Genomic DNA, 20,983 nt, shown 5'->3' on the forward strand with positions numbered 1-20,983 from the left:
ATAGGCTTTTTTGTGCAGAAAACGCCTCGTTTATAGTTAACGGTTGTTAATACAGCACCCCTAATTGGGGAAATACAGAACAATCTATCTAACTTTGCAGCCGATTTTAGCAAAAAGATGTTTAAGGATATGAAAAAAAATCATGCTTTGCTTGTCAGCCTCATGCTGACTGTAGCAACAACCGCCACAGCAGGTGGCATCTTAACCAATACGAACCAAAGTATCGACTTCCTGAGGAATCCAGCACGTGATGCCGCCATCGGCATCGACGGTGTCTACTCGAACCCGGCTGGTGTAGCATTCATGCCCGAAGGTTTCCATCTTGGCTTCAACTGGCAGTACGCCCACCAGACACGCACCATCGACTGTACCAACCCGGTCTTCGCGTTGGGTCGCAAGAACGGAGGACTGAGCACTAAGACATTCGAAGGTGTGGCAGATGCTCCGTTCATCCCGTCTATACAGGCTGCTTATAATAAAGGAAACTGGAGTGTACAGTTCAATTTCTCTGTTCCCGGCGGTGGTGGAAAATGTGAGTTTGCCGACGGTCTCGGTTCCTTCGAGAGCGTTGTTGGCAATATCGCCCACCAGCTCTCCGGACTCGACCAGATTGCGACCGCTCTCGGACAGCCGGCACCTGGTGTAAGCGGCTACGACATGGACGGCTACATGCAAGGACGCCAGTATTACTTCGGGTTCCAGTTTGGTACGGCCTATAAGATCAACCCCAACCTCGCCATCTACGGTGGTCTGCGCCTGCTCTACGGAACAGCCACCTACAAAGCGAAAATCAGCAACATCCAGGTAAAGACCGCTGCAGGCTACGTCGACTTCGGCAGCTTCCTTCAGTCGGCCACAGCGATGGTCGACGGTGGTATCACCTATGTGGGTAACAGTCTGGCACAGGTCAATGCTGGCATCGCTCAGTATGAGGCAGCAGGTGCTCCGGTACCGGCTGAGCTGACCGCCACCAAGGCCAAGCTCGAAGCATCCGGCACAGCACTCCAGGGAACAAGCAACACGCTCAACTCTCTCCAGAAATACTCTGAAGGTGTCAACCTGCTCTGCAACCAGTCAAGCGTCGGTATCGCACCTATCATTGGCATCGATTATAAGTTCGGACGCTTCAACCTCGCCGCCAAGTACGAGTTCAAGACACAGATTCACATGAAGAACGAGTCGACCGTTAACGAGGCCAGTGAGATTCCCGCAGTCAACAAGTTCCGCGATGCAGAGAAGATCGACGAGGACTCACCTGCGCAACTTGCTCTCGGCGCGATGTGGAATATCAGCGATGATGTACGCCTCAATCTCGGCTATCACCATTTCTACGATAAGAACGTCAACTGGTATAATAACACACAGGATCTGCTCGACGGTGGCACCAACGAGTACCTCGGTGGTGTGGAGTGGGATATCACAGACAAGCTCACCGCCAGTGCTGGCCTTCAACTCACCCGCTATCAGTTGACCGACGAATATATGAACGATATGTCGTTTGTTGTCAACAGCTATAGCTTCGGGTTCGGATTCAACTATAAAGCATCCGACAAGGTTACCTTGAAGGCTGGCTATTTCCAGACTAACTACGAGCACTACGACCGGGTGATCTCTACAGAGCCGCTGGTCAGCGACTCCTTCACCCGTACCAACCGTGTTCTCGGCATCGGCTGTGAGCTGAGCCTGTAAGGAAACAAGGACACCATAGACAATACAAGAGCCTCCACAGAAATCTGCGGAGGCTCTTGTATTATCACGTATATTCGATATCGCCCATACGCTTCTTCTTTATAATGGATCGACATCGTAATAGATCTGGAGGGAGGCATAGCGCTTGTCCTGAAGCATCTGCTGTTGGGCGAGTGTCAGGTACTTACGCACATCGGCCATGTTCAAGCCGAGCTCAAGCTTGAGCACAAGCTTACGGATGGAGAGCGACTTCACCTTCGCCACGGAGGGCTTATCAGGACCGAGGACACGACTGCCGAACCACTGGCGCAGACGACTGCCCAGTTCGATGCCTGCCGTCTCGACGAGACTGTCGGAGCGATGCTTCAGATAGACATCCACCAGTCGGTAATAGGGCGGATAATGAAACTGTCGGCGCTCGGTAACCAGTGAACGGTAGAAGGCCGAATAGTCGTTGTGCACAACCTGCTGGATGACGGGAAGGTCGGGACTCTTGGTCTGGAGGATCACAAGTCCGCGCTTGCCCTTACGACCGGCACGGCCACTGACCTGTGCCATCATCATGAAAGCATGCTCATAGGCGCGGAAGTCGGGATAGTTAAGCATCGTGTCGGCATTAAGGATACCCACCACGCTGACCTTGTCGAAGTCTAGTCCCTTCGAGATCATCTGTGTACCAATAAGCAGATTGGTGCGTCCGGCAGAAAAGTCACTGATAATCCGTTCATAGGCATGACGACTGCGGGTCGTATCAAGATCCATACGGGCAATATGGGCCTCCGGGAAGATGTCACGTACCACATCCTCAATCTTTTCCGTACCGTAACCACGTGTCTGTAGCTGCGGACAACCACAATTCGGGCATTCCGTCGGCACCTGATAGGTATAGCCACAGTAATGACAAGTCAACTGGTTCATATTCCTGTGCAACGTCAATGAGACATCACAATGCTGGCAATGAGGGACCCATCCGCATTGCTTGCATTCTATCATCGGGGCATAGCCACGACGGTTCTGAAAGAGGATTGCCTGTTCTCCGCGCTCCAGCGCCTCACGAACCCTCGCCAACAGTACGGGAGAGAAAGGGCCGTTCATCATCTTACGATGCTGCAGATCCTTGATATCTACAATCTGGATCTCGGGCATCTCGATGCCCTTATAACGCTGGGACAATTCCACAAGACCATATTTCCCGGTCTTGGCATTGTGGTAGGTCTCCATCGACGGGGTTGCAGTACCGAGCAGGGTCTTTGCTCCAAACATCTGAGCAAGGATGATAGCGGCAGAACGGGCATGATAACGTGGCATGGGATCCTGCTGCTTATAACTGGTCTCATGCTCTTCGTCGACGATCACGAGGCCGAGGTTCTGGAAAGGTAGAAGGACGGCACTACGGGCACCAAGGATCACATCATAGGGGTTCTGGGAGAGTTGTTTCTGCCAGATCTCCACCCGTTCCGCATCAGAATACTTGGAGTGATAGATACCCAATCGATTACCAAACACATGTTGCAATCGCTGCATGATCTGTACCGTCAATGCTATCTCCGGAAGCAGGTAGAGCACCTGCTGATGCCGTTCAAGAGCCTGACGGATCAGATGTATATATATCTCGGTCTTTCCACTGGAGGTCACTCCATGGAGCAACGTAACGCTCTTCTTCAGAAAAGAGAACTGTATCTGATTAAATGCCTCCAGTTGCGGTGCATTGAGTGGTTTGACATTCTCAAGATGAGGTTCTCCACCATGATTCAGGCGCCCCACCTCACGCTCATAGGTCTCCAGAAGGCCACGCTTCACCAAGGCATTCAGCGTCTGGAGCGTTGCATGACTGGCATTCATCAGTTCGTCACGTGTAATCTCGACAACAGACTCCCGACATTCGGAGCCCTCCAACGTGTCCCAGTGAGAAAGGGCGAGATAGTCGACAAAGGCAGCCAACTGGCGGTCGGCTCGATGAAGCATATTAAGTGCCGTATGGAGTGCGTTCTCATTCCGGAACTGTGGAGTCAGGCCGATATACAATTCCGTCTTCGGCTTGTAACCGTCTTCGGCCTTCAGTCCTGATGGCAAGGCCGCCTTATAGACCTCACCAATAGGAGACATGTAATAGTCGGCGATCCATCTCCATAGTCTCAGTTGACTGTCGAGCAACACAGGAGAACCATCAAGCACCTGAAGGATTTCCTTGGTCTGATATCCTTCAGGTGCCCGCTGATGTGTTTCAGAGATAATACCGACGTAGGTCTTGTTTCGTCCTAGCGGGACTAACACACGCACACCTCGCCGTACCTGTCCCTCCAACGGCTGTGGAACGGAATAGGTAAACACGCCGTCAAGCGGCAAGGGCAGGATAACGTCGGCGAACAATGTCTGTCTAGAAGAAATAAGCAGCGGAGATCTGCCATGATTTCGGCTTGGCGTCGTCGGTCTTGATGGTTGAGTCGATTGCATCACTGAATGTTGCATCAGCCGTCGACCCCATGGCGATGTTATAACAGAACCCTATCTCCAGATGCTTCGACAGATAGACACCAGCTCCAAGGTTCACACTGAAACTCGACTTTTTCAACTGGAAGGTGTTACGACGACTCGCGCGATCAGTCCACTCGAACTCATCGTCACCCACATTGAATCCAAACTGAGGACCAGCGGCAAGGTAAATACCGGCCTGACTACCAAGCCCAAGCTTCCAACGAAGATTCAGAGGAATGAGAATATTCTTCTGGGTAATGGTCTCATCATTCACCTCTGATTTCTTCTGATCATAGAAAGCAGAGATATCGACACCCAGTCCACTGACAGGAAGCGACACCTGAGCCGTCGGACCGAAGAACCAGCCGGTCTTATTGGATGTGTCAAACACGCTCTTATTGAACCTCATCTCTGTCACATCAAGGCCACCTTTGAAACCAAACTTCAAACCCTGTGCCTGCACTGCCGTCATGGCGGCCGAAAGCAGAACCGATAAAATAAGAATTCTCTTCATAATTGAATACTGTTAAAGTTTCTCTTTACCAAGACGACAGTTATTTCGTCATCTTTGATGGCAAAGATACGAATTAATGTCCGATTACCAAAGTTCTTCAACCGTATTTAACACATTTAATGTCTTTGCCTACGAACGGTAACACGGGCGGAACCACTGTCGCTAGCACGTTTTGAGGCCGAAGACTTTGTCTTTTTCACCTGCGTACGACGAGGTGAGGTGGTCTTCGTTTTCACAGCTTTATCAGTCTTCACACTGAGGGCTGCCACACTGTCAAGCGAGTCTTTCTTCTCCTGACTGCCAAAGATGGTCTGATGGAACGCCGCCAACTCTGCCTCGATGCGTTTCTGTTCTGCCGTCATCTTATCCATGTCACCGCCACAGAGCTGCAAGAGTGTCTTTCCCTGTGCGTTGTTTGTCTTATAGATCTTACCACGGTACATGTTCAGCGTAAAGTAGTCGTCCATAGAAACCATAGCGGCGTTATTTAGACTGCTCGCCATCACGTTCTGTCGGTTCAGGAAAGGCTCCAGATCACTATACTTCACCCAGAAAAGCGGATATGGCGTTGCATTCGTATCATCGCCAAGACTGAAGTCATCCTCCCGCATCATCACCGGACAGAGAGCCAGTACCTTGACATGAAGTGACGAATTTGCCTGATCATAATAGGCACTCTCCTTCAGATAGAACTTCTTGACCTCTGCAGAGGGGATGTCGCTGTTATCGACCTTTAGCTTTCCATCCTGTTCCTCATAGAAGATATGATAATTGTCGAGCACGGTCTTCATACTAACCCTTGCCTCATCGGAGAAGTTATCGCTGCCATCTGTCGGATACTCATAGATAGGAATATAACCGTTCTGGGCCAACTTAAAGATATAAGTAAACAGGTTTACCTGACGACCCTGCGGCTCTACTGGATAATAGAGACCGGTATTGGCATCCTGCGTCAGGTCTATCTCTCGGTAGATATCACGACGCCAGACCACCTCTTCCGGCATCTCCAAGGCTGTCGGGAACGAGATCTGTGCACGCATGGACATGGCCTGAGACGGACTCTTCTGACGGTCTGTCTGTTGTCCCTGACGCTGCTTAGGTTGCGCCGAACAAGTTGACAACTGAACATTGAAGACTGAGAACTGCAGGCAAGCAACCACGATTATCAGTCTCAGCACTATATTCCCTTTTGTATTCATTATCGTCTGTTTCATATGTTATACCATTTTCAACCATTCAATCCTCGGTGTGCAATCACTTCACAATCACCTCCATCGGATTCTGTAGTGTTCTCGTCAGACCGTCGGGACCCACCACCGTCACACGAGAGACATAGAAGCGACGGTTTCGAGACAGTTTTCGGAACGTATCTTTCTGTCGGGCGGAGAACGAGGCACCATCAGATACCATCGGCACTGCATTACCCATATTGTCGAAGAACACCGTCTCAAAGCTCTGTACGCGGAAGGCGATGTCAAGTATCCCATCATCGATAGCCGCCCCGATGGCATCGGCAGCCACCAACTGCCCCTTTGGCAGAGCACCACCTTTATAACGGGCAGGATTACCATGCTCGTCTCGCATAGTGATATACGGGGTTGGATCAGGCAACTTACGCACTCGGAAGGAGAACTGTCCCATCTGCTGGGGTCGTCCGGTATTGGTAGAGAAAACCGTAAAGGTCACATTCTGTCCCACCTTCGACGGGCGGGCGATATATCGCCCCGGTCCTACCGGCTGTAGCGTTCCGCCCGTCATGGATGCCTGTACTTTGCTCAACGGCACACCTGGAACACTGATACTGATGGGGTTATTATATCCAGCATAGAGAACATTCATCAGATCTGCCGATACTGTTGCACTCGGATCAACCACCGTATATTTCTGCGAGAAATCACGACGGATACGGTCGCCATTGCCGTTCACAGTCTCCATATAACCTGCTAGCGTAAAATCGCCTGTACGATTGCATGTGGTCTCATAGAGCCCGTCGTGAAGATTCACCTTCTGATTACCTATATAAATGTCCGGTGTCTGTGTCGTATCCACTGCTGCCATCACAATGCGCGCCGAGAAACGGTCACCTCTCACGATTGTCTGGGAACTTGGAATGACAAACGCATCAAGCAGGTTCACGCGGATATCCTTCACATCAATATTTGACACTAACGTATGCAGCACTTCGCCCTCGGCATAGCGTACGTCACTCTGCAACTTAGAAAGCAACGTAACAGCTGCGGCGGCTGGCATCGACTCGAACATATACTCCTGCCAGTTTTTGCCCATTGTGACAGCGTCCTTTGGGATTTCCGTCGTTAAGTTACTGGCAATAATCTGCTTCTGTCGCTCATCAGTCACCATCATCAGCATCCGCTGTCGGAACGAATTGATGGCCCGGAACAACTCTCCGCCCCTACCGCTGCCTGGAGCTAACATCACCTGACTGGCAGCCTCGAGGTCTTCCTTGTTCTTGATACGACGGACATCTCCGTTACGACCATCGGCCTCCTTGACAATAGCCATCTTCAAGTCTGCGGCAAGGTTAAAGAGCGAGTCGCTCATCTGTCTGACCTGCTGTGCCTTATCATACCACATGCCCACCTTTTGAGGATTCGACTTCATCTGGGCCTCAAATGTCTCATAGATAGTCTGATTCTCCTTAGAGGAATTACTGGTCGTACGGTTCAGACTATCCTCTACAATAGAGAAACCATTGAGCACCTCGCTGGACACGTTGAGTGCCAACAGCGCCATCAGAACGACATACATCAGATTGATCATCTTCTGACGGGGGGATACGGGTCGTTTCTTGATTGCCATGTGCTATCCGTTCATCTTTGCCGTCATCGCCTCGATCATACGGGCATAAATCTTATTGAGCTCTGCGATCTGGGATGCCATCTTACGGGTCTGCTCATTAACCTCGTCGATGGTGCCAATCTGTGAACTGGCACTCTTCAGCTGCATCTCATAGACCTTACTGATACCTGTCAACGTACGGTTCAGATTCTCCATCTCCTCAGAGTCCTGTGTCAGTCGTTCACTCTGTGTCGACACTTTTGAGAGCATCTCCGTCAGTCGTTTCAACTCATCCACATAATGAGATGTTGCTTCCTCCATATCCGGACTCACGACCGGTATACCGCATGTGCCAGTGGCCACTACTGGTCCCGTAGCCTTGGACTCCACAGGGGTAGCAACCACCGCAGCATTAACAGATATTGGCTCTGCGGTATCCTTACCAATCTTCATATGAGTATCCAGATCCATGCCGTCGGTCGTCTTATCAAAGGGACGGTCAAAGGCTGAGATGAAGAACACAAACACCTCTGTTCCCATGCCAAGGAACAGGAAGAAGTTTGCTCCCGGAAGATGGGTCAACTTAAAGAGCGTACCAAGAATCACGATTGCAGCACCCCAACTATAGGCATAATTCAGGAACGTCTGCCCCGGCACGCTGTCCATCCACTTTTGTAAGCGATAGACGAAATTATATTTACTATATGTAGTCATCGGAACAAAAACTATTTATTATTTTCCCGTTAATGATTATTTCTTCTTGCGTTTGGTCTGCTTCGCCTTCTCACTGGTTGTATTGGCGAGACTGCGCACACATCGGAAGCCGATATATGATCGCGGCTGGTTCTGGTACTCTGACGAACGCCAGGCTGAGCGGATATACGACTCAGGGTCTTTCCAGGAACCACCACGCACACTCTTTCTCTTCAGACGATACGGATCCTCCAGTGCCGCATTGTATTTCAACTGCGGATTGATATCATTCATCGCCTCGACACCTGCCTCGGTATAAATGGTGCTTGTCCACTCCGCCACATTGCCTGCCATGTCATAAAGTCCATTGGAGTTGGCAGCATAGATACCCACCTTACTGGTGATCAGGTTTCCATCCTTGGTGTAGTTTCCGTCGTCGGGCTTAAAATTGGCAAAGTAGCATCCCTTACCACTGGCCACATCCTCATTGTCCCACGGGAACTCATTCTGATCCTTTCCACGGGCCGCATACTCCCATTCGGCCTCTGTCGGCAATCGATAGCGTTGTACGTATCTTGCCGCCGGCCCCAGTCCCTTCAACAGATACTCTGTACGCCAAGCACAATAGGCATTCGCCTGTTCCCAAGTGACCCCCACAACTGGATAGTCGTTATAGGCAGGATTAGAGAAATAATAGCGCAAATACATCTCATTGTCGGCATTAGGAAAATCGTTGACCCAACAGGTCGTATCTGGAAATACATTGACGATATAGGTGTTCAGGAAATCCCACGGTCCCGACAACTGACGGTTGATGGTCTCACGAATGATACGTCCCTCATCATCGACATAAGCTGTATCTTTGGATATCCACACCTGTTGTTCCGGATCCACTGTGATATCCGTGTTCAGGTTACGCTCCTGCGGATCTAGACGGTTACGACGAAGGGCAGCTGCGGTATAATCGTAGATCTCATAGCGGTAGTTCAACTGACGATAGTCGAGCATTTTGTCGCCGGTCACTGGATTCGTCACATACATCGCATCAATGATCTCCTGTTCATCCTCGTTCGGCTTACGGGGCAAAGGTTTCTTCCAGTTCAAGCGCGAACCAATCTCCTCACCATCGCGATCTGTCCTGACGGTCTTGTAGGTCTCGTCAATCTCGGCCAGCCGCTCACGAAGGATGGAGTCACGCACATAGTTTACGAACTGACGGTATTTCGAGTTCGTCACCTCCGTCTCATCCATCCAGAAGCCTTCCACAGAGATGTCACGCAACGGGGTCTTCTTACCCCAAAGTGTATCCTGCTTCTCAATACCCATCTTCAGATGTCCACGTTTCACCAGCGTCATCCCATATGGAGTCGGCTCCGCGAAGGCTCTACCACTCGTACCCGTTACTTCTCCGCCGCCACCCGACATGGCTATCTTACCACCATAGCAACCAGTCAGAAGTAGCAGACCTGCAAGACAAATTATTCCTCGTCTCATATCTCTTTCTTGATTGTTTTCACCTTATATATTATTATAGAAACCTGACACTCTTATGTAGGTTTCGCCCTTTCTTAAACAAATCCAACTCGGTCTGATAACCGATGAAGAGTTCGTGGCTTCCATGGATGAAACTAATAGCAGAGGTATATACCTCATAACTATATCCGACACGGATACCACGGATATCTCCTCCCAATTGGAGCGTCACAGAACGGGTTGGACTATACGACAGTCCTGCATACATGACCCTTTTCTCATGGGTGTACATCAGACGACCCGAGATATCTGCCCGCCAGTCTACCCCATCTGTTCGTCCCAGAAGGGAGGTGTGTATGGATAAAAACGGATGACTCAAACGAATATTGTATCCACCGCTCAAATAATATGTAGGAGAGATATCCAACTCATTGGTCTCACCCAAGTCCACTTGCGGTGAGTTCAGGTGCATAGCCGAGACACCGACATACCAGTCATGACACCTGTAATAGGCACCTATACCCACGTCAACACTCGACCCGTCAACCGACGACGATGTAAATGCCGGGTCATCGGCATCATCCAGATCTAGTCTTGAACCGTCGAAATGCTCACTAAGCATACCAGCCTGAGCACCAAGACTAAATGTTCCACCCCACATACGGGATTGCCAAGCATACTGTAGGGCAACACGTTTATGCGTAAACAGTCCTATGGCATCATTCAAAAGCTGTACCCCTACCCCATGATGGGTACCAAAAATATAAATCGGCATGTCAACCGATGCATACATCGTATTCGGATGATGATCAAAACCGGCCAACTGGATGGCATAAACTGCTACTGCGTTCAGTTTGACCTCCTTTCCCACTGTAGCCGGATTAAACGACGGCTCCATCGCCCAATAATGGGAGAAAGCCGCATCATACTGTGCCATCAAACGGACCGAAAGCGACAGTACTATTAGTAATATACCATAACGTCTCAACACCTTCTCTATAACGTACTATTAGGCTTCTTTATTGCATACTACCATATTGCACATGCGTTTTTTCGCCAGTCGTCCCGATTCTGGACATCAAGACTTCTCTCTTTTTTATATTTTTTTTAGATATTAGCATTAGCAGTTTTGGGAATATTTTGTATCTTTGCAAACGGTTGATGTTTCCCAAAACGGGAAACTTTTCCAAAACTAAAAACCAAAAAGTTTCCCAAAACGGAGAACTTTATAGGAGAGAGAACGACAATTATTAACGATGATACACATGGAAATGAAAAACTTTACCATCACGAAAAGAGACGGATCGAAAGATCAATTCTCTTTGGACAAGATTATGAATGCCATTGTCAAGGCATTCGACAGTGTGGACTGCCCCGCAGATCTAGGAACCATCTCCAAGATCCTCAGTCACCTGGACATCCACGACGATATCACGGTGGAAAACATCCAGAATCAGGTAGAAGAGGCGCTGATGCGCGAAGGCTATTATCAGGTAGCCAAATCGTTTATGCTCTATCGTCAAGCTCACTCTGAAGATCGCGAAACACTGGCAAAGTTACAATTCCTGTCAGAATACTGCGATTCTGTGAACGCTGCGACTGGATCGAAATACGACGCTAACGCTAACGTGGAGCACAAGAATATCGCGACCCTTATCGGAGAGTTACCGAAGTCAAACTTCATCCGTTTGAATCGTCGACTGCTCACCGACCGTATCAAAAAGATGTACGGCAAGCATTTAGCCGACGAATATATCGACAAACTGACACATCATTATATATACAAGAACGACGAGACGAGTCTTGCCAACTATTGTGCCTCGATCACCATGTACCCATGGCTTATTGGTGGCACCACCAGCATCGGTGGCAACTCGACGGCTCCAACCAACCTAAAGTCGTTTGCCGGTGGTTTCGTCAACATGGTGTTCATGGTTAGTTCCATGCTCTCTGGTGCCTGCGCTACTCCAGAGTTTCTGATGTATATGAACTACTTCATCGGCAAAGAGTATGGACTGGACTATTGGAAGCGCCCTAACGATCAGGCAGACCTTAGTCTGAAGAAGCGTTCCATTGACAAAGTAATCACCGACTATTTCGAGCAGATTGTCTATACATTAAACCAACCGACAGGTGCTCGTAACTATCAGGCCGTCTTCTGGAACATTGCCTATTACGACAAGTATTATTTCGAAAGCATCTTCGGCGACTTCTACTTCCCCGATGGTTCCAAGCCCGACTGGGATGGTCTGTCTTGGCTGCAGAAACGCTTTATGAAGTGGTTCAACCACGAACGTACAAAGACACTGCTAACCTTCCCTGTGGAGACGATGGCACTGCTGACCGACGAGAACGGCGAATGCAAAGACCCGGAATGGGGCGACTTCACGGCAGAAATGTATAGCGAAGGACACTCGTTCTTTACCTATATGAGTAATAATGCCGACTCACTGAGTTCCTGCTGTCGTCTGCGTAACGAAATCACGGACAATGGCTTCAGCTACACCCTCGGTGCCGGAGGCGTGTCTACGGGTTCTAAAAGCGTGCTCACCATCAACCTGAACCGCTGCATCCAATATGCGGTAAACCATGAGATTGATTACTTAGAATACCTGGGCACCATCATCGATCTTTGTCACAAAGTACAACTCGCCTATAACGAGAACCTGAAGGAACTACAGGCTCACGGGATGTTGCCGCTGTTTGATGCGGGCTATATCAACATCAACCGTCAATACCTGACCATCGGCATCAACGGACTGGTGGAGGCAGCTGAGTTCATGGGACTGAAGATCACCCCGAACGATGACTATCTACACTTCGTACAAGGCATCCTCGGGCTCATTGAGAAGTACAACAAGCAGTACCGCACAAAAGAGGTGATGTTCAACTGCGAGATGATTCCTGCCGAGAATGTCGGTGTAAAACATGCCAAGTGGGATCGCGAGGACGGCTACTTCGTACCACGTGACTGCTACAACAGCTATTTCTATGTGGTGGAAGACGACTCACTCACTATCATCGATAAGTTCAAGCTCCACGGAGCACCTTATATCGAGCACCTGACAGGTGGTTCTGCCCTACACATGAACCTGGATGAACACCTTTCAAAAGAGCAGTATGCGCATCTGCTGAAGGTCGCTGCCAAAGAGGGATGCAACTACTTCACTTTCAATATTCCCAACACCGTCTGCAACGATTGCGGGCATATCGATAAGCGCTATCTGAAAGAGTGTCCGCACTGTCACTCAAAGAATGTGGACTACATGACACGAATTATCGGCTATCTGAAACGTGTCAGCAACTTCTCACAGGCTCGTCAGGAGGAGGCCTCACGCAGGTTCTACGCACACGCAGAATAGTCTGAATGCTCAAATACGTCAATACAGGCATCGTATTTCAAGAGATTCCCGACGAAGTGACACTGGCAATTAATATCTCTAATTGCCCGTGTCACTGTCCGGGTTGTCATAGCCATTATCTATGGGAGGACATCGGGCAACCTCTGGATGCCAAAGCTATCGATGCGTTCGTCAAACAGTTTGGCGACGACATCACCTGTATCGCCTTCATGGGAGGCGATGCCGATCCTATGGAGGTTAACCTCCTGGCGAAATACATCCATGAAAAGCACCCCCTATTCAAGGTTGCATGGTATAGTGGACGACTTCGGATCTCCCGCGAGATCAACAAGCACGACTTCGACTATATCAAAATCGGTCCATACATCCGTCATCTGGGACCACTGAAGAAGCCGACTACCAACCAACGACTTTACAAGCAAGATGAGGACGGTGAGTTCATTGATATCACCTCACGCTTCTGGAAGCGATAGACTAACCAACATATTAGACATCACTTCCACTATATTATATATATTAAATAGGTGTCATATCACCATAAAAGTGGATTCTATATTATTTCTCTAAAAAGTTTCAATATGGTGTAAGTTTTGGGTTTATCAGACGACTAATGGAGTAAACAACAGAAGAAAGAAAACAGATGAAAGACTCAGCCATCGACCATGTCGCATCGCTCTGCGAGGAACAAGAACAAAGGTTCCTCGATCTCATACAACAACACAGGCAGATTATCTACAAGGTCTGCTTTATGTATGCCAACAACGATGAGGCTATCAGTGATCTCTATCAGGAAGCAGTACTGAATCTCTGGACGGCGTTCCCCCGGTTCCGTGGTGAGAGCAAAACCTCGACGTGGGTCTACCGGATTTGCGTGAACACCTGTATCACCAACCTCCGCCAGACGAAGAGACGTCCTGATACGATTCCCCTGACGACATCGATGAATGAACTCTTCCCTGACACAGTAGAAAAGGAGCAACTGCACGAACTATATACTCTTATCAACCGACTCGGCGAATTGGAACGCGCGCTTATTATGCTATGGCTGGACGAGAGGAGTTATGAGGAAATCGCAGAAATACTTGATATTTCGGTCTCGAATGTAGGTGTCCGCATTAACCGTATCAAAACGAAGCTCAAGGTCATGTCGAACAATTAGAATCAGAAACAGCAATGGATTTACAAGAACTGAAACAGAAATGGAATATACTTGATGAGCGGCTCTCAACAAGTGATGTATATAACCAGCCTATGCTCACAGAGATCATCAGACGTAAGAACAAGACCTCTTACAAAGAGATCCGCAATGGTGGTCTGATCAACCTCTTCACTGCACTTTTCTTTGCTGCAGTACTTGTCCCAATAATGCACGTCAAGGGAATCTGCCACGACACATCGTTCTACATCTTAGAGGGTGTCTGTCTTCTTTGTGTACTGATGGCAGTCTGTCGCCTCTGGATCATATCTCGCTTTAATGTGCTGAAATCACCACAGCACCAGCTCCACAACCTTATCAACTATAAACGGTGTTATGCCTATGAGACCGTTTTGGGCATTCCGCTTGCAGGCAGCGGTATCTTCTTATCAATCTTTTTTGAGAATGTCGCCTCGCCAACTGGTTATTTCTTCATCGTCCTCGGTATTCTTATGGGAATAAGCTGCGGATGGATGGGATGGATAAAACACAAGACAACGATGCAGAGGATTGAGAAGAATTTAGAAGAGTTGAATGATTTTAAACAGAAATAGAATGTTTTGAGGCCATGAGAAAGATGCTATTATTTTTCGTTCTGCTTGTATCGGCAGGCATAGGAAACGCAAGAGGAGAGATGATCGTCAAGGAAACCGGTGACAGCAACCGTGTACTAGTGATGATACCTGGGTTTGCTTGTTCGGGAGATGTATGGGATGAGACGGCGGCGGCCCTCAGTCTTCAGTATCACTGTTTGCAATTGACCCTACCGGGTTTTGCGGGCGCTGTTCCAACAGAACAGCCTTCTTTCCAGAAGATGGAAGAACAGATTGTCGGTGAGTTGCTGAAGCGCCATATACAGAAAGCCTCGTTCATCGGTCATAGCATGGGCGGAGGACTGGCGATGGCTATAGCTGCCGACTATCCAGAGATGGTCGAGAGCGTCTGCATCGTCGATGCCCTTCCCTGTCTGTCTGCGCTCTACAACCCCGCATTCAAAGCCAATCCTGACAAAGACTACTCCGCAGAGGTCGAGAGATTCATGTCGATGGATGATGAGCAGTATAAACGGACGCAACAGATGGGAGCAGCTACACAAACATGCAGTCCGGAAAGAATCCCAACCATCTTGGATTGGGTCGCAAAAACAGATCGACGGACATACATTAGCATGTACCACAGCTATAGCAATACCGACCTACGCGAAACCCTCAATAGGGTCCAGACAAAAATGCTTGTATTACTTGAGCCACAGTTCCGAGGTATCGAGAACACGGTCAGACACCAATTCGCAGGAAAAAAGGACACAGAGATTCACTTTGCATCGAAAGGTCTTCATTTCATCATGTACGATGATTGGGATTGGTACATCAACCATATTATGAGTTTCTTTAACTACCACGTGGATAAAGCTGTCTAAGGTATATGTGCAAACGACTTGTTCTCATTACTAATACAACAAATCGGCATCTTAATGAAATCTCCCGTTCATTATATTGTGGTATTGCAGATTATTTATTACCTTTGCAAGTAGCCAATAACTTTTAAAAGACAATATGGAAAAGAAAACGTATAAAAAACCTTCGATGAAAGTGCTGCTGTTAGAACTACAGTCCGCGATGCTAGTAAGTAGCGACGAGTATTATTATCAAGGTGCCCCGGACGATTGACTAAGAGCAAAGTCCAAGGAATCTCCTTGTATATGCTTCTTTCGTCTCTTGACTTACACTACCTACAAAAAGACAAGCGATGAAACATTAGAGAATCATCGCTTGTCTTTTTTCTCTTCTTTTCACCCTTCAAATGTTAAATATTGCATTTGCATGAATAATTTCTTCTATAATATTTGGTTTATATTATAAACTTGTTTATCTTTGCACCGTGATTCGAACACATAAGGTCGAGACCAGTCTTTCTGCAGGAGCCTGGGCGAGACCGGAGAACAAGTAAACTAAGTCTGTAACATCAAACAACGTAAAGACAATGGAAGAAAATAACAATCTGACTGCCGAGCGCAGTCTGGAGATAATCACAGAACAGATTGAGCGCAGTCGTCGCTCTATTACAAAGAATTCAGTATGGTCACTCATCTGGTGGGGATCATGGATCATCGTATTTTCCCTTTTAATCGCCTACCTGGGTCAGGCATGGAAAGACCTATGGGGCTTAATGTTAGTTATTTGTGCCGTTGGACAATGGTTTATCAGCAGGAGAAAGGAACCAGCCCCAAAGAGTTTTATCGGCAAGACGATAGGACAGGTATGGACCACATTCGGCCTCTTCTTCGGTACCATCGGTGTCATTCTCGGTTTCGGTGGATGTGGTGTCTTGCCAGCAGAACTGGTCCTACCCGACGGGCACATCTGTCTCAACATCACCAGTATTATCTCACTCGGTTTTGGTATTGCAGCTACTATCACGGGATTCGTTCTTGAAAACCGGATTATGCAGATATGTGGTATCATTGCTGGCTTAGGCGGTTTTTTCACAACCATGCAATATCCCCAGATAGACCAGCTCTATGTGATGGCGGCTGTGGCCTTCGTCGGTCTTGTCATCCCCGGACTCATCATTAAGATACAAACAGGTATCAAGGTCGATTAGCCTATGTTCCAGCCATTAGACCCACTACTGCACTCTGAGCTACGACTGGCCGTCATGTCGTTGCTCATCAGTACCGAAGAAGCTGAGTTCCCCTACATCAAGGAACAGACGGGAGCTACGGCGGGCAATCTGAGTGTGCAGGTAGACAAGCTATCAGCGGCAGACTACATCGAGGTAGAGAAGACTTTCAAGGGCAAGCGTCCTTGCACCGTCTGCCGCATCACTGACAAAGGACGGCAAGCGTTCGAGGCTTATATTGAGGCACTGAAAAGCTATCTTCACAAATAACGAAGGTGGAACATAGCATAAAGACCGGTGGTCATCCCACCTGGTCAGACGAATGATGCCGAAATCATAAAACATCAGCGAGACAAACAATTATAATTTGTTCATCTCGCTGATGTTCTGATAATAGACAAGCACTTACTGTCTAATACTCATCCTCGTTGAAGAGGAAGTCTTCCTTGGTGGGATAATCGGGCCAGATGTCCTCGATGCTCTCGTATACATCGCCCTCATCCTCTATCTCCTGCAAGTTCTCAAGCACCTCCAGGGGGGCACCTGAACGTATTGCGTAATCTATCAACTCATCCTTGGTTGCTGGCCAAGGAGCGTCCTCCAGTTTCGATGCTAATTCCAGTGTCCAATACATATATTCTTAGTCTTTGGTTTTTACTCTTCTTTAAATTTGGACGCAAAAGTAATCAATTATTTCCTATCTGCAAACATTTTACCATATTATTTCACTGACATTTGCGTTAAAATTTATTTTTTTTGCCAAGACAAACAGGTAATCACTCAATCTGTTTATATAGCACTGTGTCTCGGGGGATACCGGGGTAAGCTCTGCCAATGCGACAATACGGCGTTCGGCGCGTCGGCAGACCGTCCTGCAGACATGAGCCTGAGCAGCTGCCTGCGTTCCTCCAGGAAGAATAAAGCCATGCCGCTCCGGCAACAGGCTCATCATCTTATCCACCTCCTGTTCCAGCAGTTCTATCTCTCCTTTGGGTAGCCTGGCGGTGTCTGACAATGCTGTCTGCGCCTGATCTGTCGCCAGATTGGAACAGACCACAAACAGGTTCTTCTGGATACGGGTAATCATCGACCGATCATTGCCTTGCGGCAGAAGGGCTGCCAACAGTCCAAGATGGGAACTCAGCTCGTCGACCGTCCCATAGGCTTCCAGTCGCTCACACGATTTCTTCACGCGAATACCACCGATGATACTCGTCTCTCCTTGATCGCCCGTACGGGTATAGACTTTAGTTATCTTCATAAGCTTATCGGTATTTATCAGTTAGAAGTTTATTATATAGTTCCTCTTATGTCGCTTCGTATCAAACAGGACAATACCACAATCATACAGATCATAGGAAATGCCTGTGCGAGGGTCTGAAACAATCTCTTGCCAGAGTCGCTTGTCGCGTCGGATATTCTCCAGAACGAGAACAGTCCGTTCGTCCAGCCCTCCGGAGGCTAACAGGCGCTTCCACTGTCCACGCACATCATCCTTCATATCCAGTCTTATCAGTTCCAGACGATCTGTGTCGGACGTGATCACTGCCTTTCGACACCCTGCCTGCCAGTATTCACGATAGAGTGGAGAGGTATCGAGGATCGTCTGCGGCTGCCGCCAGTTCGCCAGACGGAAATACAGGCGCCCCAACTTCCGCCTTCGGGGGCCATCTCCCTGACCGAGCGTCTCATACAGGTAATATGGCCAATGCTCATTGATGACATACCTCACAAACCAATAGTCTGTAGGCGACTGGATGCCAAAGCCACGGCAATGCCCAATCCTGCTCATCCATACAAAAGGACGCTTCAACCAATACATATGTGCAAAGATAAGAATAATCGAGGGCAGAACAAAATAAGTTCACTTATTTTTTTTGCTGAGTACATGTATCTTGGCTTTTTCCGTCATAAAGATCTGGAAAAAGCGTGGAATGTCAGACACAAAACCAGCATACTTGTTACGCTGGTATACGGTATACCAAGAAAGGCCGGATTATTTTCACAATCCGGCCTTTCTTCATTGGAGGAAAACTACAACCCGAATTCAGCTGTAATCCCCCACTTCATCATATTTCCAGTATTCGAAATTGCTAAAGACTTGTACCAGTCGCCATGCAGCCGGACAAAATGTCTGCCCATCGCCATCTGGGCACCGGCACCGAGGTATGCCCCAAAGAACGCGGTGTTATCCCATTCCGTGTCCACAATCTTCTTAGACATGTAGTATCTGCTTTCATGGTTTCCATAATGTAACGTATAGAAGCCTCCAGCACGAACAAGTGGACAAATCTTTCCCTTGCCGAAGCGCTTAACAAGACCTACAGAGAAGGTCCACCTACTATCCCTTTCATATATGGTATGTGAGGGTTCATGTCCTCCAAGAACCATGACGTCGTGCTCAAACTTTGTCTTAGGAGAATACGCAACACAAAACTCCACACTACCGCCACGTACCATACGATTTATTTCCGTCTCTACACCAAGACCAAACTCTAAGGCATTACCATGATAGCTCGCATCCTCCAAAGTCTGATTGACCGTTCTCTCCTTTGAATAATATGCATAACCAGCGAATGCCTTGACGTAACATTTCGCCTTGTCGGATTTCGGCTTGTACTCATACACCATGCACGTGCTGCCATCAGTACATACATCATCATGATAGTCGCGTACGATGCTCACGAGTTTCTTTCTCGACATATCCTTGTCGTTCATGTCCTTAATGGCTTTCCATGAGTCCTTCAGCAGGAACCTCACCTTACCGTATTGCGCCTTTCTTTCCTGCTCCTTTTCCTGTTCCCGGGCCAGAGTAGACGACGTATAGAATGCTCTGTTAGTAAGCTCGGCCATCTCACCATCCTCACGTTCAAAGAAGAAGTACTCATCAGAATTGTACGCCACACAATAAAGGTTCATCTTTCCCTGAACCATAAACTCCGCGAAATACAGCTGGGTGTCGCCCGCAACAGTCAGGCGACGCGTAACGAAATACTTTCCTCCCTCGTCAAACCTGAACCCTTCTATATCGCCAGGCTTATAAGTCTTGCCCTCGCTCCCTCCATTAGCCCAGAAATCACATTGTCTCGAAAGTTTCTCGTTAGTACGGAAGTCTATAATTCCACGGACAGTGTCGCCATCGTTCGTGATGATAAATCCTGTTCTGGGGTTAGACTGTGCCATAGCCGCTGTTGCAGAGATTGCCAACAGGACGAAAAAAAATACCTTTTTCATTAATAATAATTCATTATGGTGTTAATAATACGAAGTTTTTAGTTTTTTGAGTAAACTGCTTTTCACCGGTCTTTGCGCTGCATACACAATGAACAGCAACATGAGAACGACATACAAAGGTACTAATTAAATCTGAAATAAAAAAACTTTTCAAAGAAAATTTCCTCTTTACATCCATCCGTTGTCGTTCTTGATCATAGGTGTCACGATTGATCCTCTAGTTAGAGCGAGATGGATTCACACTGAATAACAAGTACATCTGGAGTTGTACGGATGTCGGCTGACAAGAAAACGCGGCAGGTCGGCATCATCGAAATAAACGTCTGACTATTAGCATGATGCCCATATTCAACTTTCTTGGAAGGTATCTTTTACACCATAAGACATATCTTCTCTTACAGTAAAACAACTTGTTTTACCTTCATGGAAGGCATCTCCATGACTCGTAACTCCTATCTCCACGACAGTAAAACAACTTGTTTTACTTCGAGAGATGATAGGGGAACGGGGCGAGGAGATATGGTCTTTCAACGAAAGGGATGGTTTCTTGTCCCTTCGACAGGCTCAGGGACCGTGAAGGATGGACTCAGGGACCGTGGAAAACGAAGAAGCCCTGGAGCATTGCTGTTCCAGGGCTTCGGTTGAAGAAAAAGTGGCGGCCTCCTACTCTCCCGCATTGCATTGCAGTACCATCGGCGCAGGCGGGCTTAACTTCTCTGTTCGGAATGGGAAGAGGTGGGACCCCGCTGCAATAACCACCTGATAAATCATTTCATTGGACAACGGCCGTCTCCATCTCAGGAGGAACGGACACTTGCCAACGTATGGGTGACTATCTCCACACAAGACCTAAGCCAAAGGCCATGTCTACTGATGAACATACATCTCTCAGCATACAACTGAAAGTACCGCCTCGCGGCGAAAGATCTC

19 protein-coding genes and 1 rRNA gene are annotated in these 20,983 nt (G+C 48.1%); 8 read left to right on the forward strand and 12 right to left on the reverse strand.

Going from position 1 to position 20,983, the window contains the following annotated elements; genetic code table 11:
* The first annotated feature begins 129 nt into the window (after window positions 1-129).
* The gene (locus BMY63_RS08095) at window positions 130-1,689 is read left to right on the forward strand and encodes an OmpP1/FadL family transporter (RefSeq protein WP_143065756.1); all 1,560 of its coding nucleotides are present in this window, start codon (window positions 130-132) and stop codon (window positions 1,687-1,689) included.
* Between the two features lie 99 nt (window positions 1,690-1,788).
* Here the strand turns inward: BMY63_RS08095 and priA are convergent, their stop codons facing one another.
* From priA to BMY63_RS08130, 7 genes are all read right to left on the reverse strand, one after another.
* Window positions 1,789-4,059, reverse strand: a complete 2,271-nt coding sequence (priA, locus tag BMY63_RS08100) for a replication restart helicase PriA (RefSeq protein ID WP_256218975.1) — start codon at window positions 4,057-4,059, stop codon at window positions 1,789-1,791.
* 7 nt (window positions 4,060-4,066) lie between these two features.
* Window positions 4,067-4,678 carry a porin family protein gene (locus BMY63_RS08105; RefSeq protein WP_091915841.1) on the reverse strand — a complete coding sequence of 204 codons (612 nt, stop codon included), beginning with the start codon at window positions 4,676-4,678 and terminating at the stop codon, window positions 4,067-4,069.
* A gap of 116 nt (window positions 4,679-4,794) precedes the next feature.
* The gene (gene gldN / locus BMY63_RS08110; protein ID WP_255397560.1) at window positions 4,795-5,892 is read right to left on the reverse strand and encodes a type IX secretion system ring subunit PorN/GldN; all 1,098 of its coding nucleotides are present in this window, start codon (window positions 5,890-5,892) and stop codon (window positions 4,795-4,797) included.
* Window positions 5,893-5,932: 40 nt separating this feature from the next.
* On the reverse strand, window positions 5,933-7,498 hold the full coding sequence (gene gldM, locus BMY63_RS08115; RefSeq protein ID WP_091915843.1) for a type IX secretion system motor protein PorM/GldM: 1,566 nt from the start codon (window positions 7,496-7,498) through the stop codon (window positions 5,933-5,935).
* Between the two features lie 3 nt (window positions 7,499-7,501).
* Entirely contained in the window at window positions 7,502-8,191 is a 690-nt protein-coding gene (gldL, locus tag BMY63_RS08120; RefSeq protein ID WP_091902247.1) for a type IX secretion system motor protein PorL/GldL, read from the reverse strand.
* Window positions 8,192-8,227: 36 nt separating this feature from the next.
* The gene (locus BMY63_RS08125) at window positions 8,228-9,664 is read right to left on the reverse strand and encodes a T9SS ring complex lipoprotein PorK/GldK (RefSeq protein WP_091915845.1); all 1,437 of its coding nucleotides are present in this window, start codon (window positions 9,662-9,664) and stop codon (window positions 8,228-8,230) included.
* 34 nt (window positions 9,665-9,698) lie between these two features.
* Window positions 9,699-10,634 (reverse strand): PorP/SprF family type IX secretion system membrane protein, encoded by a 936-nt coding sequence (locus BMY63_RS08130; protein ID WP_371113579.1) that lies wholly within the window; start codon window positions 10,632-10,634, stop codon window positions 9,699-9,701.
* Between the two features lie 274 nt (window positions 10,635-10,908).
* On the opposite strand from BMY63_RS08130, the gene nrdD reads away from it, so the two are divergent.
* The 7 genes from nrdD to BMY63_RS08165 all read left to right on the forward strand — a co-directional run bounded on the left by nrdD (window position 10,909) and on the right by BMY63_RS08165 (window position 17,089).
* Window positions 10,909-13,005, forward strand: a complete 2,097-nt coding sequence (gene nrdD, locus BMY63_RS08135) for an anaerobic ribonucleoside-triphosphate reductase (protein WP_091902267.1) — start codon at window positions 10,909-10,911, stop codon at window positions 13,003-13,005.
* A gap of 5 nt (window positions 13,006-13,010) precedes the next feature.
* A complete protein-coding gene (gene nrdG / locus BMY63_RS08140) occupies window positions 13,011-13,478 on the forward strand; it encodes an anaerobic ribonucleoside-triphosphate reductase activating protein (RefSeq protein WP_091902250.1) in 468 nt (155 codons plus the stop codon).
* A 167-nt stretch (window positions 13,479-13,645) separates the two neighbouring features.
* Window positions 13,646-14,164 carry an RNA polymerase sigma factor gene (locus tag BMY63_RS08145; protein WP_091902251.1) on the forward strand — a complete coding sequence of 173 codons (519 nt, stop codon included), beginning with the start codon at window positions 13,646-13,648 and terminating at the stop codon, window positions 14,162-14,164.
* 14 nt (window positions 14,165-14,178) lie between these two features.
* Window positions 14,179-14,754 carry a hypothetical protein gene (locus tag BMY63_RS08150; protein WP_091902252.1) on the forward strand — a complete coding sequence of 192 codons (576 nt, stop codon included), beginning with the start codon at window positions 14,179-14,181 and terminating at the stop codon, window positions 14,752-14,754.
* A 23-nt stretch (window positions 14,755-14,777) separates the two neighbouring features.
* Window positions 14,778-15,617: an alpha/beta hydrolase gene (locus tag BMY63_RS08155; RefSeq protein WP_218141888.1), complete on the forward strand. Its 840-nt coding sequence runs from the start codon at window positions 14,778-14,780 to the stop codon at window positions 15,615-15,617.
* Between the two features lie 563 nt (window positions 15,618-16,180).
* Window positions 16,181-16,801, forward strand: a complete 621-nt coding sequence (locus BMY63_RS08160) for a hypothetical protein (RefSeq protein ID WP_091915849.1) — start codon at window positions 16,181-16,183, stop codon at window positions 16,799-16,801.
* A gap of 3 nt (window positions 16,802-16,804) precedes the next feature.
* Window positions 16,805-17,089, forward strand: a complete 285-nt coding sequence (locus BMY63_RS08165) for a winged helix-turn-helix domain-containing protein (RefSeq protein ID WP_091902255.1) — start codon at window positions 16,805-16,807, stop codon at window positions 17,087-17,089.
* A 142-nt stretch (window positions 17,090-17,231) separates the two neighbouring features.
* On the opposite strand, the gene BMY63_RS08170 is transcribed toward BMY63_RS08165, so the two are convergent.
* The 5 genes from BMY63_RS08170 to rrf form a co-directional block, all read right to left on the reverse strand.
* The gene (locus BMY63_RS08170) at window positions 17,232-17,453 is read right to left on the reverse strand and encodes a DUF2795 domain-containing protein (protein WP_021852076.1); all 222 of its coding nucleotides are present in this window, start codon (window positions 17,451-17,453) and stop codon (window positions 17,232-17,234) included.
* 78 nt (window positions 17,454-17,531) lie between these two features.
* Window positions 17,532-18,080, reverse strand: coding sequence for a cob(I)yrinic acid a,c-diamide adenosyltransferase (locus BMY63_RS08175; RefSeq protein WP_091902256.1), 549 nt, complete (start codon window positions 18,078-18,080; stop codon window positions 17,532-17,534).
* A gap of 21 nt (window positions 18,081-18,101) precedes the next feature.
* A complete protein-coding gene (locus BMY63_RS08180; protein WP_091915851.1) occupies window positions 18,102-18,641 on the reverse strand; it encodes a hypothetical protein in 540 nt (179 codons plus the stop codon).
* Window positions 18,642-18,853: 212 nt separating this feature from the next.
* On the reverse strand, window positions 18,854-20,053 hold the full coding sequence (locus BMY63_RS08185) for a hypothetical protein (protein ID WP_143065757.1): 1,200 nt from the start codon (window positions 20,051-20,053) through the stop codon (window positions 18,854-18,856).
* A gap of 650 nt (window positions 20,054-20,703) precedes the next feature.
* Window positions 20,704-20,816: ribosomal RNA gene (rrf, locus tag BMY63_RS08190) — 5S ribosomal RNA — on the reverse strand.
* Window positions 20,817-20,983 lie beyond the last annotated feature (167 nt).

It is taken from the genome of Prevotella aff. ruminicola Tc2-24 (genome assembly GCF_900110895.1).
GTDB lineage: Bacteria > Bacteroidota > Bacteroidia > Bacteroidales > Bacteroidaceae > Prevotella.